The organism is Amycolatopsis sp. NPDC058340 (assembly GCF_042723975.1).
Taxonomy (GTDB): domain Bacteria; phylum Actinomycetota; class Actinomycetes; order Mycobacteriales; family Pseudonocardiaceae; genus Amycolatopsis.
In genome coordinates, this window is sequence record NZ_JBHXIB010000066.1 from 1 (window position 1) to 14,254 (window position 14,254).

General features: G+C 70.0%; 14 protein-coding genes. 7 read left to right on the forward strand and 7 right to left on the reverse strand.

What is annotated here, in order from left to right; genetic code table 11:
- Positions 1-62 precede the first annotated feature (62 nt).
- The 4 genes from ACFWIW_RS38190 to ACFWIW_RS38205 form a co-directional block, all read right to left on the reverse strand.
- Entirely contained in the window at positions 63-761 is a 699-nt protein-coding gene (locus ACFWIW_RS38190) for a class I SAM-dependent methyltransferase (RefSeq protein WP_378372951.1), read from the reverse strand.
- A complete protein-coding gene (locus ACFWIW_RS38195) occupies positions 758-1,996 on the reverse strand; it encodes a glycosyltransferase (protein ID WP_378372952.1) in 1,239 nt (412 codons plus the stop codon). The genes ACFWIW_RS38190 and ACFWIW_RS38195 overlap by 4 nt, the downstream gene beginning before the upstream one ends.
- 6 nt (positions 1,997-2,002) lie before the next feature.
- Positions 2,003-4,003 (reverse strand): ArnT family glycosyltransferase, encoded by a 2,001-nt coding sequence (locus ACFWIW_RS38200; protein ID WP_378372953.1) that lies wholly within the window; start codon positions 4,001-4,003, stop codon positions 2,003-2,005.
- A gap of 172 nt (positions 4,004-4,175) precedes the next feature.
- Positions 4,176-5,360 (reverse strand): cytochrome P450, encoded by a 1,185-nt coding sequence (locus ACFWIW_RS38205; protein ID WP_378372954.1) that lies wholly within the window; start codon positions 5,358-5,360, stop codon positions 4,176-4,178.
- Positions 5,361-5,605: 245 nt separating this feature from the next.
- On the opposite strand from ACFWIW_RS38205, the gene ACFWIW_RS38210 reads away from it, so the two are divergent.
- Positions 5,606-6,025 carry an enediyne antibiotic chromoprotein gene (locus ACFWIW_RS38210; protein ID WP_378372955.1) on the forward strand — a complete coding sequence of 140 codons (420 nt, stop codon included), beginning with the start codon at positions 5,606-5,608 and terminating at the stop codon, positions 6,023-6,025.
- 373 nt (positions 6,026-6,398) lie between these two features.
- On the opposite strand, the gene ACFWIW_RS38215 is transcribed toward ACFWIW_RS38210, so the two are convergent.
- From ACFWIW_RS38215 to ACFWIW_RS38225, 3 genes are all read right to left on the reverse strand, one after another.
- Entirely contained in the window at positions 6,399-7,493 is a 1,095-nt protein-coding gene (locus ACFWIW_RS38215; protein ID WP_378372956.1) for an LLM class flavin-dependent oxidoreductase, read from the reverse strand.
- A complete protein-coding gene (locus tag ACFWIW_RS38220) occupies positions 7,490-8,488 on the reverse strand; it encodes an acyl-CoA dehydrogenase family protein (protein WP_378372957.1) in 999 nt (332 codons plus the stop codon). The genes ACFWIW_RS38215 and ACFWIW_RS38220 overlap by 4 nt, the downstream gene beginning before the upstream one ends.
- Before the next feature lie 182 nt (positions 8,489-8,670).
- On the reverse strand, positions 8,671-9,828 hold the full coding sequence (locus ACFWIW_RS38225; protein WP_378372958.1) for an acyl-CoA dehydrogenase family protein: 1,158 nt from the start codon (positions 9,826-9,828) through the stop codon (positions 8,671-8,673).
- A gap of 167 nt (positions 9,829-9,995) precedes the next feature.
- On the opposite strand from ACFWIW_RS38225, the gene ACFWIW_RS38230 reads away from it, so the two are divergent.
- From ACFWIW_RS38230 to ACFWIW_RS38255, 6 genes are read left to right on the forward strand one after another with little or no spacing between them, the layout of a single operon-like run.
- On the forward strand, positions 9,996-11,135 hold the full coding sequence (locus tag ACFWIW_RS38230) for a steroid 3-ketoacyl-CoA thiolase (protein ID WP_378372959.1): 1,140 nt from the start codon (positions 9,996-9,998) through the stop codon (positions 11,133-11,135).
- A 2-nt stretch (positions 11,136-11,137) separates the two neighbouring features.
- The gene (locus ACFWIW_RS38235) at positions 11,138-12,349 is read left to right on the forward strand and encodes a CaiB/BaiF CoA transferase family protein (RefSeq protein WP_378372960.1); all 1,212 of its coding nucleotides are present in this window, start codon (positions 11,138-11,140) and stop codon (positions 12,347-12,349) included.
- 37 nt (positions 12,350-12,386) lie between these two features.
- Positions 12,387-13,127 (forward strand): 3-oxoacyl-[acyl-carrier-protein] reductase, encoded by a 741-nt coding sequence (gene fabG, locus ACFWIW_RS38240; protein WP_378372961.1) that lies wholly within the window; start codon positions 12,387-12,389, stop codon positions 13,125-13,127.
- Positions 13,124-13,501, forward strand: coding sequence for a 3-hydroxyacyl-ACP dehydratase (locus ACFWIW_RS38245; RefSeq protein ID WP_378372962.1), 378 nt, complete (start codon positions 13,124-13,126; stop codon positions 13,499-13,501). The genes fabG and ACFWIW_RS38245 overlap by 4 nt, the downstream gene beginning before the upstream one ends.
- Positions 13,498-13,962: a 3-hydroxyacyl-ACP dehydratase FabZ family protein gene (locus ACFWIW_RS38250; protein ID WP_378372963.1), complete on the forward strand. Its 465-nt coding sequence runs from the start codon at positions 13,498-13,500 to the stop codon at positions 13,960-13,962. Before ACFWIW_RS38245 ends, ACFWIW_RS38250 begins: the two co-directional genes overlap by 4 nt.
- A 34-nt stretch (positions 13,963-13,996) precedes the next feature.
- Positions 13,997-14,251, forward strand: coding sequence for an acyl carrier protein (locus ACFWIW_RS38255; RefSeq protein WP_005155526.1), 255 nt, complete (start codon positions 13,997-13,999; stop codon positions 14,249-14,251).
- The last annotated feature ends 3 nt before the right edge of the window (positions 14,252-14,254 follow it).

A 14,254-nucleotide genomic window follows, 5' to 3' on the forward strand; every position in this document is an offset into this window, starting at 1 on the left:
AGCGCGTGAATGACCCCATACCACGGCTCAGCCGGGGGAAGGGGGCCTTCACGCGCGAACCGTCAGGGTTTGTGCGCCTTCAGGATCAGCGAGACACCGCGCCGCGAGCGGGTCGGGAGGTAGCGCTCGGCCGTCACGATCGCGGTCAGGGCCCGGTTGACCAGCCAGGGCGTGTGCTCGTTGAGTTCGTTGCCGCGCGCCGAGCGCCGCCGCAGCGCCACCACCGGCCGCAGCAGGACGTTCCAGCTCCACAACTCCTCGACGACGAAGCCCGCGTCCTCCATGACCTTCCGCAGCGACGCCCGGTCGTACCGGCGCACGTGGTGCACCGCGACGTCGTGCGCCGACCACAGGTCCATTCCGGACGGGACACTGATCAGCGCGGAACCGCCGGGCCGCAGCACCCGGAACAGCTCCGCCGCGGCCTGGTCGTCCTCCTGGATGTGTTCGAGGATCTCGAACGCCACCACCAGATCGAACGACGAGGACGGCAGCGGCAGGTCACGGGCGTCGGCGTGGATCGCGTCGAGACCGCGCGAGCGCGCGATCTCGACCGCGTTCTCGTCGTAGTCCGTGGCGACGACGTCCCAGCCGCGCGAGCGCAGCACCCGCGTGTTGCCGCCGCCCGCCGCGCCGATGTCGAGCGCGCGACCGGGCGGGCCGAGCCGCTTGAGCTCGTCGGCGAGCATGTGCCGCTTCTCCCGGAACCACCAGTGACGGTCCTCCATCTCGGTGATCCGGGCGACGTCCTCCGTCTTCACCGTCGCTCCTTCCGATGCCGGGCGAAGACCCAGCGGTCGAGGGCCACGAACCGCAGCAACGTCATCAGCCCGTAGGCGACGATGAGCACGAGCAGTTCGACGACCGGCCCCGAGCCGGGGGCGACGAGATGGAGCCCGGTCACGGCCAGTGTGGTCAGCAGATACGTGGTGGCGAACAGGATCGCGGCCCGCGTGTGCAGGCCGAGCCGGTGCCCGCCGCCGCGGTTGAACGTCCATCGCCGGTTCGCCTCGGTGTTGGCCACCCCGACGAGCACGAGCGCGACCAGGTTCGCCCCCGCCGGCGTCAGCGGGACACGCAACGGGAGGTACAGCAGCGTGTAGAGCACGGTCGAGATGACGCCGATCACCGCGAACCCGAGGAACTTCGCCAGGGTCGCGGCCCGCGGCTCGGCCAGCACGGCGTCCGGATGGGTGGCGCGCAACTGCGGGATCTCCGGCACGTTCACCCGTCCTTTCCCGGCGGCGATCGCCCGGCCCACGCGGACCAGGCCCTTCAGGTTCCCCATCGCGGTCTGGGTGACCTTGACCCGCGAATCGACGTCCTCGACCCAGTCCAGCGGCACCTCGTGCACCCGAAGGCCGTTGTGCTCGGCCAGCATCAGCATCTCGGTGTCGAAGAACCAGTGGTCGTCCTCGACCGCCTCCAGCAGCCCGGCCACCGCATCACGCCGGGCCGCCTTGAAGCCGGCGGACGTGTCGCTGCTGCGCAGCCCGAAAACGTGCCGCGTGATCGCGTTGTAGGTACGGGAGACGATCTCGCGTTTGAGGCTGCGGCGGATCCGCGAGCCGCGCCCGAGCCTGGTCCCGATGGTGATCTCGCAATGCCCGCTGACCAGCGGTGCGATCAGGGGGAGCAGGCCCTCCAGACCGGTCGAGAGGTCGACGTCCATGTAGGCGACGATGTCGGCGGTACTCGACCCCCACGTCGCCTTGATCGCCGCGCCCCGGCCGCGGACCGGGATCCGCCGCGCGGAGATGCGCGGATTCCCCTCGGCCAGTTCGGTGGCGATCTCCCAGGTCCGGTCGGTACTGCCGTTGTCGGCGATGGTGATCGACCAGGGGAACGGGAAGTCGTCGCCGAGGTACGCGGTCAGCGTGGTGATGCAGCCCAGGAGGGCGCGTTCCTCGTCGAGCACCGGGATCACGATCTCGACGGTCGCCGTCGTGCGGTTTCCCGGTGCGACGCGGGGTGCCGCGGTGAGTTCAGCCGTCATGGGGCGTCACGCTCCCGGCTTGCAGTCGAACAGGGCGGAGGTGAAGCCCATCCACGGGTTGGCGGTGTAGGCGGGCGGCGGGATCCGCACGCAGTTGCGCACCACCCAGTCCTTGCGGGCCAGCGCGGTCGGGCTGTCGTAGGCGAACCCGCCGAACAGGACGTACCTCAGCTGTCCACTGTGGACGGCGTCGGCGAGGCCGTCGGCGGTCGGCATCGGCATGGTGCCGACGAAACCGCCCATCGGCATCACGGACAGGCCCGCCCGGATGTAGGGCGAGGCGCCGGTGCCGCCGACCGTCGCCAGATCGAAGCGCTCGCCGCGCTTGTTGGCCTTGAGGAAGCCGAGAAGCTTCGGGTCGGCGTCGGACGGCATCATCTGGAACATGATCGGCGGGGGCAGCGGCATGGCCTGTCCGCCCGCCGCGCCGGGTTTCGGGCCGCCTGCCATCAGCTTGGTCAGGTCGATACCGGTCGAGAGCGCGTTCGGGTTCGGTCCCGCGAGGGGGTTGAAGTTCTGGAACATCGCCGTGCGCGGATCCGTCGGCGGCTGGAAGGCGGGTGCCGCCCAGGCGACCGGCCCGGCCAGCAGCGCGACCCCGGCCACGGCGCCGGTCACGACGGCGAATTTCCCGGTGCGGCGCACGAGCACCAGCACCGCGGCGGCGACGGCCGCGATCGCGACGACGGGCCGCAGCCAAGGCAGGTAATCGCCGGAGCGGCTCATCAGCACGAACGCCCAGGCACCGGTGGCGAGCAGGCCGGCAGGCAGCGCCCACGCGAAGCGGCGGTCCGTCCACGCGAGGTGCAGGCCCGCGCCGGCGATCGCGGCGATGGCGGGCGCCAGGATGCTCGTGTAGTACGGGTGGATGCTCTGCGAGAAGCTGAGCGCACCGGCGAAAAGGACGAGCCAGCCACCCCACAGCAGCCAGCCCGTGCGCGCCTTGTCGGTGCGCGGCGCACGGCCCGCGGCGACCAGGCCGACGACGAGCAGCAGCACGGCCAGCGGGAGCAGCCACGAGATCTGGCCGCCGATCAAGTCGTTGAACAGCCGGAAAACACCGGTGTCGCCGCCCTGGTCGACCGGCGTGACCTTGCCGTCGGGCAGGACGGGCAGCTCGGCCGAGTTCCCGGCCTTCGCGGCGTCCGTGCGGTCGAAGAGGTTGTAGGACCAGACCATCTGCCACACCGAGTTCGAGGTGCTGCCGTCCATGTACGGGCGGGAGCCCGCGGGGGTCAGCCCGACGATCAGCATCCAGATCGACGACACCGCGGCGGTGACCGCTCCGGCGCCGAGCAGATGCAGCACCCGCCGTCCCGGCGAGGCCGGTGCGGCGACGAGGTAGACGATCCCGAGCACCGGAAGGACGGCCAATGCCATGGCGAGTTTGATGTGGAAGCCGACGCCGACGAGCACGGCGGTGAGCAGCAGCCAGCGCGGGGACGCCTTCTCCAGCGCCCGCCAGAAGGCGTAGGTCGCGACGAGCAGCGTCAGGATCAGCGTCGAGTCGGGCAGGTTGACCCGGGTGCCCGCGATCGTGATCGGGGTCGCGGCGAGCAGCACCGCGGCCAGCGCGGCGGGCGCGTGCCCGGCCCAGCGGCGCACGAGCACGAACAGCACGTACACCGAGACGGCTCCGGCGATGACACCGGGCAAGAGCAGTGCCCACGTCTCGTAACCGAAGACACGGACCGAAAGCGCCTGCAGCCAGAGCGCGCCGGGTGCCTTGTCGACACTCATGAACCCGGCGGGATCGTAGGCGCCGTAAAGGAAGTTGTGCCAGTTCGCGGACATGCTGCGTACCGCGGCGGCATACGCGTAGTGCGCGGCGTTCCCGCCGATACCCCACCCGTAGGCGACGCCGGCGACGAGCGCGCTCAGGACGGCGATGCGCTTGGCGGCCAGTGCCGACAGCCCCGTCTTGGCCTTCTTCTTCGGCGTCCGCGCGGTCGGGGCGGCGGCCCGTGGCGGGGCGCTCGTGACCGGGGTGCCTAGGTCTTGGGACACGTTCTACTCCCTTCCCAGGAATAGGAGATGACGCGGCTCACGGACGTGAGATACGCACCGCGAATTCGTGATCGTCTCAAAAAGTGTCGCACCACGGTTTCCCGCGCGTCTTATCCCAGCCTGCTGGTTTGTCACCTCGGCCCGGGACCGGAGTGTCCTTTGAGGACGGACGTCAGCGCAGGCGGACGGGAAGGGATTCGAGGCCGTGCATCACCATGCTGACACGCCAGCGGAGACTGTCCGCGGGGACGGCCGCGCGCAGTTCCGGGAACCGGGTGAGCAGGGCGGACAGCGCGATTCCGCCTTCGAGCCGGGCCATCGGCGCGCCGAGGCAGTGGTGGATGCCGTGCCCGAAGGCGAGCTGCGGATTGTCCGCGCGGTCGAGCTCCAAGGCGTCCGCGCCGGGGAAACGGGCGGGGTCACGGTTGGCGGCCAGCAGCGAAACGATGACCAGCGAACCGGCCGGGATCGTCACGCCGCCGAGCTCGACGTCCTCGTTGGCGTACCGCATCGCCGCGTGCACGGGGCTCTCGTAGCGCAGGAATTCCTCGACCGCGGCGGGCATCCCGTCCGGGTTCGCGCGCAACGCGGCGAGCTGTGCCGGGTTTTCGAGCAGCGCGAGAGTGGCGTTGCCGATGAGGTGGACGGTGGTCTCGTGCCCGGCGATGAGCAGGAGGAAGACCATCGACGTCAGCTCGTGCTCGGTGAGCCGGTCTTCGCCGTCGTGCACCGTGACGAGCGCCGAAAGCAGGTCCGTGCCGGGGTTCGCGCGTTTCTCGGCGAGGAGTTTCCTGACATAGCGCAGCATTTCGGCGGCGGCCGCGTCGAGCTCGTCGACGGGCAGCGCGCTGGCGGTGAGGATCTCGGTCCAGCCGTGGAAGGCGCCTGCCTCGTCCTCCGGTACGCCGAGCATCTCCGTGAGGATGCGGATCGGCAGCGGCAGGGCGAGCGCCTTGATCAGGTCGACCTCGTCGAAGTCGGCCACGGCGTCGAGCAGTTCGGCCGTGATGGCCTCGATCCTGGGACGCAGCTGGGCGATCCGGCGCACGGTGAACGCGGCGGACACCAGCTTCCTGAGCCTGGTGTGATCCGGCGGATCGAGGTTCAGCATATGCGTGTTCATGCCGAGCCGGACGTCTTCGGACAGCCCGCGCCGGTCACCGACGGCGCCGGTGCGCCCGCTCAGCCCTGGATGCGCGAGCGCCTGGCGGACCTCGGCGTAGCCGCTCACCAGCCAGCCGGTGGTGCCGGAGGAGAGGGTGATCCCGCGGACCGGGCCGCTTTCGCGCAGGGCGGCGTAGGCGGCGTGCCTTTCGGGCGCGCCCCCGAACAGGAATTCGGAGCTGGAAGAGGTCACCGAATCAGGTTCCCGTGCGCGCCGTCGTACCTTCTTCTCCTGCACTGCCCGGCACCTATGAAATACGCACGAAGCGCGCGAGTTTATTGCACCTTTTTTCTTACGGCCTACTCGAAAACTGCTCGAAGAAATGATTGACGATCTACGTCCGGTGATCGTAACGTTGTTACCAGGACGCCGGGGGGCAACGGAACCCGCGCCTGGTGAAGTCAGAAAATCCCTAGCAATGAATCGGAGTGATTACTGTGTCCGCAAAGCTTGCCGCCAAGTTCGCCGGTTCCGCCATCGCCGCTCTCGGCCTGCTGGCCGTCGTCGCGCCGGGTGCCTCGGCCGCCGCGGCCGTGACGGTCACACCGTCGTCGGGGCTCTCGGACGGTGCGGTGGTCCAGGTGACCGGAACCGGCCTGACGCCGGGCGCGACCTATCGCGTCGGCGAATGCGCCCAGGACGCGCAGGGGCAGTTCCCTTGCAGCCCTTCGCAGAAGTCGCTGGTCGCGGACGCGGCCGGGAAGATCTCGACCTCGGTCACCGTGCAGAAGAACTTCACCGGCGTGCTGCCCGACGGCAGCAGCTACGGCACGGTGGACTGCACGGCCATCACCTGCGTCGTCGGCCTCGGTGACGCCGGCGGCAACGGTGGCGGTGTGGTCATCAGCTTCAGCTGACGCCAGACGGCGATGAAGGAATTGGGACGTCGCGTGTCCCAATTCCTTCACCGCCGGGTAAGAGCATAGAGCGCGCAGGAAAGGAGAAGAAGGGTAATTCTGCCGGTGCCGGGAAGGCGCCGGGGGTGGTAGACCGCCTCGGGCAGGTTGTGAAAGCCACTTTCGCAACGTTGAAGGTTGCGAAAGTGGCTTTCACAACGTCCGGCTCCGCCCGGTCGCTTCGTTCCGCCCGATCGCTCCGTTCCGCCGGATCGCTCCGCCGTGGGCTCCGGGCGCCGGGCAGGGTTCCCGATGTCGCATTTGAGACACTCAGCGTCTCAAATGCGACATTGGGAACCCTTGAACCCCCGAGCATCTCCGCCGCGGGTAGCGCTCAGAGCGTCTCGGCGAGAAGCCCCCGCTTCCGCAGCAGCGGCATGACACCTTCCCCGAACGTATAAGCCTCTTCCAGATGCGGCTGGGCGGAAAGGATCAGATGATCCAGGCCGAGGGCGTGGTACTCCTCGATCCGCTCGGCCACCTCTTCGTGGCTGCCCACCAGCGCCGTGCCGACGCCGGGGCGCACCAGGCCGTAGCCCGCCCAGACGTTGGGGTGGATCTCCAGCGAGTCGGTGCGGCCGGCGTGCAGTGCCGCCATCCGCCGCTGGCCCTCGGATTCGGTGGCGGCGAACCGTTCCTGCGCCTGCCGGATCCGCGCGGGGTCCATCCCGGCGAGCAGCTGGTCGGCCACCTTCCACGCCTCGGCCGAGGTGTCGCGGCTGATCACGTGGAATCGCGTGCCGAAGCGAAGCGAACGTCCCAGCGCTTCCGCTCGTTCCCGCGACCGGGCGAGATGCGAGGCCATGGCCGACGGCGTTTCGCCCCACATCAGCAGCACGTCCGCCTGCGCGGCCGCGACCTCCAGTGCGGCCGAAGAAGAACCGCCGAGGAACAGGGTCGGCCGCACCGCATGCGGCCGCGCGACCATCCCGGCCTGCAACGTGTAGTGCGTGCCGGAGAAGTCGAACCGCGAACCCGGCCACGCCTGCCGGAAGACGTCCATGAACTCGCCGGTGCGCGCGTACCGCTGGTCGTGGTCGAGCCAGTCGCCGTAGCGGCGCTGCTCGTCGGGGTCGCCGCCGGTCACGATGTTCAGCAGCAGCCGTGAATCGGAGACGCGCTGGAACGTCGCCGCGGTCTGCGCGGCGAGCAGTGGCGAGACGAACCCCGGCCGCAGCGCGATCATGAATTTCACCGACCGGGTCGCGCCCGCGAGTGCCGAGGCGACGACCCACGGATCCTCGCAGAACAACCCGAACGGCGTGAGCATCCCGGTGAACCCGAAACGGTCCGCGGCGAGCGCGACCTGGGTCAGGTATTCGAGATCCGGTTCGCGGCGGGCGCCGGGGGCCGCGACACCGTCGGCGGTCTTGGCGATCTCGCGCCCGTCGCCGTGTGACGGCAGGAACCAGTGCAGTTGCAGGCTCATGAGTGCTCTCCGAACAGTGAGTGCGCGATCGCTTCCAACGGTCCCGAGGCGAGCTCCGCCTCCAGCCACAGCGCGCGCCGGAACCAGCGGTGCAGCGGGAATTCCCAGGTGACGCCCATTCCGCCGCACACCTGGATCGCCGTTTCGCAGACGGAGACCGCGGCGCGGCTCGCGGCGTGGGCGGCGCACGCGACGGCTTCCGTGGTACCGGCGACGGCGGCGCGGTAGGCCAGTGATCGCGCGAGTTCGACCTCGGCGTAGCCATCGGCGAGCTGTTGGCTCACCGCTTGGAACGACCCGATGGGGCGGTCGAACTGCGACCGTGTCTTCGCGTGCTCGACGGCGATCGCCAGCGCCCGGTCGGCGACGCCGATGGCCTCGCCCGCGAGCAGGGTCTTCGCCCGGCTCCGGATCGCGGCGAGCAACGGCGCGGCGGACGGCGGCCCGGCCAGCAGCCTGCCCTCGGCACCGGCCAGCGCGACGTCCGACGTCGCCCGGAGCGGGTCGACGCCGTCCCGCGACGACAGTGAGGCGGCGGACGGGGCGACACCGAAGAGCGCCACCCCGGCCGGAGTGCGAGCCGCGACCACGATCTCCGTGGCGACGTCTGCGTGCAGGACGGCCTGCACCGCGCCGTCCAGCCGCCAGCCGTCGTCGCGGCGGGTCGCGCGGCAGGTGCCGGAGCCGTCGGCGAGCGTCGCCGGGCCGGCCGGTTCGACGCTTGCCGCCCGGTACACCGGCAGGGCGAGCCCGGCCGTGGCGAACCAGGGCACCGGATGCAGGGCACGTCCGCCCTCCTCGGCCAGCAGGACGAGTTCCGCCAGGCCGAGATCCGGATCCAGCCAGCCTTGCCGGACCAGCTCCGGCCAGGCGGCGAGGTCGTGTGCGTCGCCGTCGGCCAGCGCCGCGATCCGCTCCAGGCCGTACGTGTCCTCGAGGTACGTGCGGGCCGCGACCTTGAGCGCGGTTTGGTCCTCGGTCAACGCGAAGTCCATTGATGGCCCCTCCCTGGATTGGTGAACCCGCGTCCGCGATCGACGTCGGCAGGGCGCGGCTCGGTCTCCCACCTCACGAGGGCCGGCAGGGCGCCCTGCCACCGCGATAGCGGGGCCTTCGGCCGGGCGGGTTCACGCGTTTGGTCACTTCTCGAGTCCATCTTCAGCTCCGCCAACTGGCTCTAACGTGATTTCGGCAGGCCGAGGACCCGCTCCGCGACGATGCCGCGAAGGATCTCCGAGGTCCCGCCCTCGATGCTGTTGGCCCGGCTGCGCAACCGCTGGTGCTGCCAGTAGCCGCCCCAGAAGGCGTCCGCCCCGTCGGCCGCCGCGCCCGCGCCGAGCAGCCGCAGCGCGAGCGCGCTCACCCGCTGGTTCGCCTGCGACCAGCGCAGTTTCAGGATCGAGCTCTCCGGTCCCGGCTCGCCGGTCCGCTCCATCGCGGCCAGCGCGCGGTATCCGGTGAACCGCAGGCCCTGCAGGTCGACGTACAGCTCGGCGATTTCGGCGCGGACCCGCGGGTCGGTGTCGGCTCCGCACGCCTTGGCGGTCTTGACCAGCCGGTCGAGCTGCACGGACAGCCGCGCGGTGAGGGTGATTCCGAAGGTGCCGCGTTCGTGCGCGAGGGTGGTCAGCGCGACCCGCCAGCCCTGTCCTGGCTCGCCGAGGACGCGGTCGTCGGGGATTTCGACGCCGCTCAGCAGGATCTGGTTGAAGTCGGTGTCGCCGGACAGCTGGCGCAGCGGCCGCACCTCGACGCCGGGCGCGCGCATGTCGAGCAGGAAACAGGTCAGGCCGCGGTGTTTGGCCGCGTCCGGATCCGTGCGGGCGAGCAGCAGGCAATGGTCGGCCAAATGGGCGTAGGAGGACCAGACCTTCTCACCGTCGACGACGTAGCCGCCGTCGACGCGGCGGGCCCGGGTGCGCACCGAGGCGAGGTCCGATCCGGCGTCCGGTTCGGAGAAGCCCTGGCAGAAGATCGTTTCCCCGGAAAGGATCCGGGGGAGGTGCTCGGCCTTCTGCGCGTCCGTTCCATAGTGGACGATCGCGGGGCCGACCATACCCAGCCCGATCACCCCGGCGTGGTCCGGCGCCTCGGCCAGCGCGCTCTCCTCGGCGTAGATCGCTTGGTACGACGGGGAAAGGCCGCGCCCGCCGTGTTCGGACGGCCAGGTCAGACCGGCGTATCCGGCCGCGTGCAACGCCTTGCTCCAGGCGCGTAGTTCGTCGGCGGACCACGCACGGGGCGCGCTCGGCGTGGCTTCGGGTAACTGTGCGGCGAGCCAGGCTTTCAGGCCCGCCCGGAATGCCGCCTGATCTTCGCTGTCGTCCAGCCGCATGTAGGCACCATAGCCAGCGCCGATGATCGTGAGGGGGTGCGCGAACCATTCCCGCAACTACGGAGAACCCCCGGTCGGCACCGCAATCGGAGAGACGTTCCCCCGTCGGGCGCCGCACCACGATGGTGGAGCCGGGCACCGCGTCCGGTGGAGAGGCAGGTACCCGCGTGGCCGCGCTGAACGACCGGACCCCGGTCATCGTCTCCGCCGTCCGCACCCCGCTCGGCAAACGCGGTGGGGTGCTCGCCGGGCTCAAGGCCGTCGAGCTGATGCGGCACGTCCAGCTGGAGGTCATCGCCCGCGCCGGCATCGAACCCGGCGACGTCGAGCAGATCATCGGCGGCTGCGTGACCCAGTCCGGCGAGCAGAGCCTCAACGTCACCCGCAACGCCTGGCTCAACTCCGGCCACGACCCGGCCGTCGGTTGCTCCACAGTGGACGTTTCCTGTGGCTCGGCCCAGCAGGCCAACCATCTGATCTCCGCGCTGATCGCCGCGGACGCCATCGACACCGGGATCGCCTGTGGCGTCGAGTCGATGAGCCGGGTACCGATCGGGACGAACCTGTACCAAGGGCCCGGGCACTACAAGACGGCCGACTATCCGTGGGAAGACCCGCCCAAGGCGCAGTTCGGCGGCGCCGAGCGGATCGCCGAGCGTGAGGGCATCGGGCGCGCGGACGCCGACGACTACGGTCTCCTTTCCCAGCAACGGGCGGCGCGGGCGTGGGAAGAAGGCCGCTTCGATCGCGAGGTCTCGCCGGTCGGTTCGGTCACCCGCGACGAAGGCGTCCGCGACACCACGCTCGAAGGCCTCGCCGCCTTGCGCCCCAACGTCGAGGGCGCGGTGCACACCGCCGGATCGACTTCGCAGATCTCCGACGGCGCGGCCGCCATCCTCTGGATGTCGTACGGGAAGGCCCGCGCGCTGGGCCTGACCCCGCGGGCGCGGCTGGTCGGCCAGGTCGTCACCGGCGCCGATCCGTACTACCTGCTCGACGGACCCGTCGTCGCCACCGAACGGGTCCTGCGCAAGACCGGTCGCCGACTGTCCGATGTGGACATATTTGAGGTCAACGAGGCCTTCGCCGGGGTGGTGCTGAACTGGGCCAAGGCGCACGGCGCCGACATCGACCGCGTCAACGTCAACGGCGGCGCCATCGCGCTCGGCCACCCTCTCGGCGCGACCGGGACCAGGCTGCTGGTGACGGCGCTGCACGAACTCGAACGCACCGGCACCTCGACCGCGCTGATCACCATGTGCTGTGGCGGTTCGCTCGGCACCGCCTCCCTGCTGGAAAGGCTTTGACCATGCGCGAAGAGGAGTTCTTCCGCCGTGCGCGGGCCGGTTCTCTCGGCCCGTTGGAAGGCGTTCGTGTCCTGGACGTGACCAAGGTCTGGTCCGGCCCGCTCGCCACCTGCGTCATGGCGGACATGGGGGCCGACGTGGTCCGCGTCGAGCTCGCCGACGGCCACGACGGCGAGGTGCCGCCGAACATCCCGGGTACCGGCCTGTCGTGGTTCCGGCAAACCGTGCACCGCAACAAACGCAGCGCCGGGCTGGATCTGCGTGACGAAACCGATCGCGCGCGGTTCCTGGAACTGGTGGCTCACGCGGACCTCGTGGTCGAGAACTACAAGCCCGGCACGCTGGACGGCTGGGGCGCTGGCTACGAGGCCTGCCGCGCGGCGCGCGAGGACATCGTGTTCGTGTCGGTGTCCGGCTTCGGGCAGTACGGCCCGAAATCGCATCTGCCCGCTTACGATCCCGCGATCCAGGCCGCGGCGGGATGGATGTCGCTCAACGGTCTGCCGGAAGGCCCGCCGGTGCGCGCGCCGACGTTCCTCGCCGACGAACTGGCTGGCCTGCACGCGGCGATCGGCGGCCTCGCGGCGCTGGCGCACCGGAACCGGACCGGCGAAGGGCAGCACGTCGACGTGTCCATGGTGGACTGTCTGCTCGCCAGCAGCAGCGGTTTGCCGACGCTCGCCGCGACCGGCGCTCCGCCGCAACGGCTCGGCAACGAGACCGACTTCGTGGTGCCTGCCAACGTCTACGCGTGCGCCGACGGCCATTTGTACCTCGCCGTCGCGATCAACCGGCATTGGCGCATGCTCGCCGAGATCATCGGCAGGCCGGAACTCGGCCGAGCCGAGGGATTCGGCACGGCGCCCGAACGGCTGGCCAACCGGGACGCGGTCAACACGATCGTCGCGGGCTGGTGCGCGGGGCGTCCGCTGGCCGAGGCGCTCGAAGTGCTGAACGGCCGCGGCCTCGTCGCCGCGCCGGTGCGCACGCTCACCGAAGCCGTCGCCGACGAACACGTCAAGGCGCGGGCGATGTTGCAGGAAACCGTGCTGAGCAACGGATCCGTCGCGCCGATCGTCGGGCCAGCGGTGAAATTCTCCCGTACTCCGACGAAGGTCCGTCGTGGTGCGCCGCGGCCGGGCGCGGATACCGAAGAAGTGCTTTCGGAGCTCGCGGCAAACGATGAGAAGAACAGTTTGCGCCGCGCTTCATAAAATGAAAACAAAGTGTGCTGGAAACCGAGGAGGCGTCGTGGCGGAGCACCACCGGGCCCTGATCACCGGGGCTTCACGAGGGATCGGCCGAGCCGTGGCGCTGCGGCTGGCCCAGGAGGGCTACGCCGTGGCCGGCTGTTTTTCGAAAGCGAGCGCGGCGTCGGCGGAAACCGAAGAGGACATCGCCGCGATCGGTGTTCCCTCCTATTTCGCGGAATGCGATGTCACTGATTCCGAAGCCGTCGAACGATTCGTGAAGGACGCCGAAGAGAAGCTCGGCACGATCGATCTGCTCGTCAACAACGCCGGTATCACCAAGGACAGCCCGCTGGTGCTCGCCAACGCCGAGGACTGGCACGCGGTGCTCGACACGAACCTCACCGGCACCTGGAACTTCTGCCGTGCCATGGCCTTCCGGTTCATGAAGAACCGCGGCGGCGTCGTGGTCAACATGTCCTCGGTCGCCGGCGTCCACGGCCACGCGGGCCAGACCGCCTATTCCGCCAGCAAGGCCGGGATCATCGGCTTCAGCAAGTCGCTGGCCAAGGAGGTCGCCGGGCACGGGGTGCGGGTCAACGTCGTCGCGCCCGGGTTCATCGAGACCGACATGACCGGCGCCCTCGGCGACAAGCAGCGGGCCAAGGCGCTGACCCAGATCCCGGTCAAGCGGTTCGGCACCGGGGAGGACGTCGCGGAACTGGTCGCGTTCCTGGTCTCCGACCGCGCCTCCTACATCACCGGACAGGTGCTGCAGGTCGACGGGGGGATCACGCTGTGACCGATTTCGCCGCGCCGCTGCGGGCGGTCGACGTGCTGGACGTCCGCGCCTGCGGGGACGACCTCGAGCTGGTCGCCCAGATCACCGTGGACGGCAAGGAACCCAACCTGCGCGGGCATTTCCCCGGCCAGGCCGTGTATCCCGGCATCTTCGTCATCGAGACGCTGGAACAGGCGATGCGCGAGGCCGCGAACGCCCGGCTGCGCACCGTCCGGTCCGTCCGCTTCCTCGCCCCCGTGCTCGACGGCGACCGCATGGTCCTCACGGCCACCGCGAAGCGCACCGAGGAGGGCTGGGACGTGACCGGCAAGGCCACCCTCGGCGAGGCGACGACGGCCAAGATCCGGGCCACCTTCGAAGAGGAGGCGGAATGACCGAGCACCACGACGTCCGGATCCTGCTCCCGCAGCGGTATCCGCTGCTGCTGGTGGACCGCGTGCTGGAGCTGGTCCCCGGCGAGTCGATCGTGACGATCAAGGCGATCACCGGCACCGAGCCGTGCTACGCGGGGATTCCCGACGGCGCGCCGGCGAGCCGGTACGACTACCCGAAGTCGCTGATGATCGAGTCGTTCGGGCAGAGCGCCGCGCTGCTCTGGCTCGACGGCCGCGCGCCGGTCGAGGACGACGACACGACGTTGATGTTCATCGGTGCCCGTGACTACCGCTTCACGGGTGCCGCCCGCCCTGGTGACGTGCTCCGCCACGAGGTCCGGCTGGAGTCGGTGCTGGCCGACACGGCCTTCGCCACCGGCCGGACCTGGGCAGGGGATCGCCTGATCGCCACCGTCACCACCCTGACCGCGACGCGGCGCCCTGTGCGGCCCGCGGCGTGAGAACCGCACGGGACAACGAAACCGGAGGATCGTCATGACGCAGACCGACACCCAGCTCGAGGAGCTCCGCGAGCTGGTCGCCGAGGTGCTCGAGCTCGAGCCCGAGGAACTCGAGGACAACGGGGACTTCATCGACGACTACGAGGCCGACTCCCTGCGCGCCATCGAGATCCTCGCCCGGATCGACAAGCAGTACAAGATCGAGATCCCGCAGGCAGAACTGCCCGAGCTGCGCACGCTCAAGGCGGTCAACGACGCCCTGATCCGGCACTCCGTCAAGAAGGGATGAACC

Coding starts and splice junctions, on each gene's coding strand:
- ACFWIW_RS38195 (WP_378372952.1), bottom strand. CDS start 1,996: ATGACGGCTGAACTCACCGCGGCACCCCGCGTCGCACCGGGAAACCGC.
- ACFWIW_RS38215 (WP_378372956.1), bottom strand. CDS start 7,493: ATGAGCCTGCAACTGCACTGGTTCCTGCCGTCACACGGCGACGGGCGC.
- ACFWIW_RS38220 (WP_378372957.1), bottom strand. CDS start 8,488: ATGGACTTCGCGTTGACCGAGGACCAAACCGCGCTCAAGGTCGCGGCC.
- ACFWIW_RS38225 (WP_378372958.1), bottom strand. CDS start 9,828: ATGCGGCTGGACGACAGCGAAGATCAGGCGGCATTCCGGGCGGGCCTG.
- ACFWIW_RS38235 (WP_378372960.1), top strand. CDS start 11,138: ATGCGCGAAGAGGAGTTCTTCCGCCGTGCGCGGGCCGGTTCTCTCGGC.
- ACFWIW_RS38250 (WP_378372963.1), top strand. CDS start 13,498: ATGACCGAGCACCACGACGTCCGGATCCTGCTCCCGCAGCGGTATCCG.
- ACFWIW_RS38255 (WP_005155526.1), top strand. CDS start 13,997: ATGACGCAGACCGACACCCAGCTCGAGGAGCTCCGCGAGCTGGTCGCC.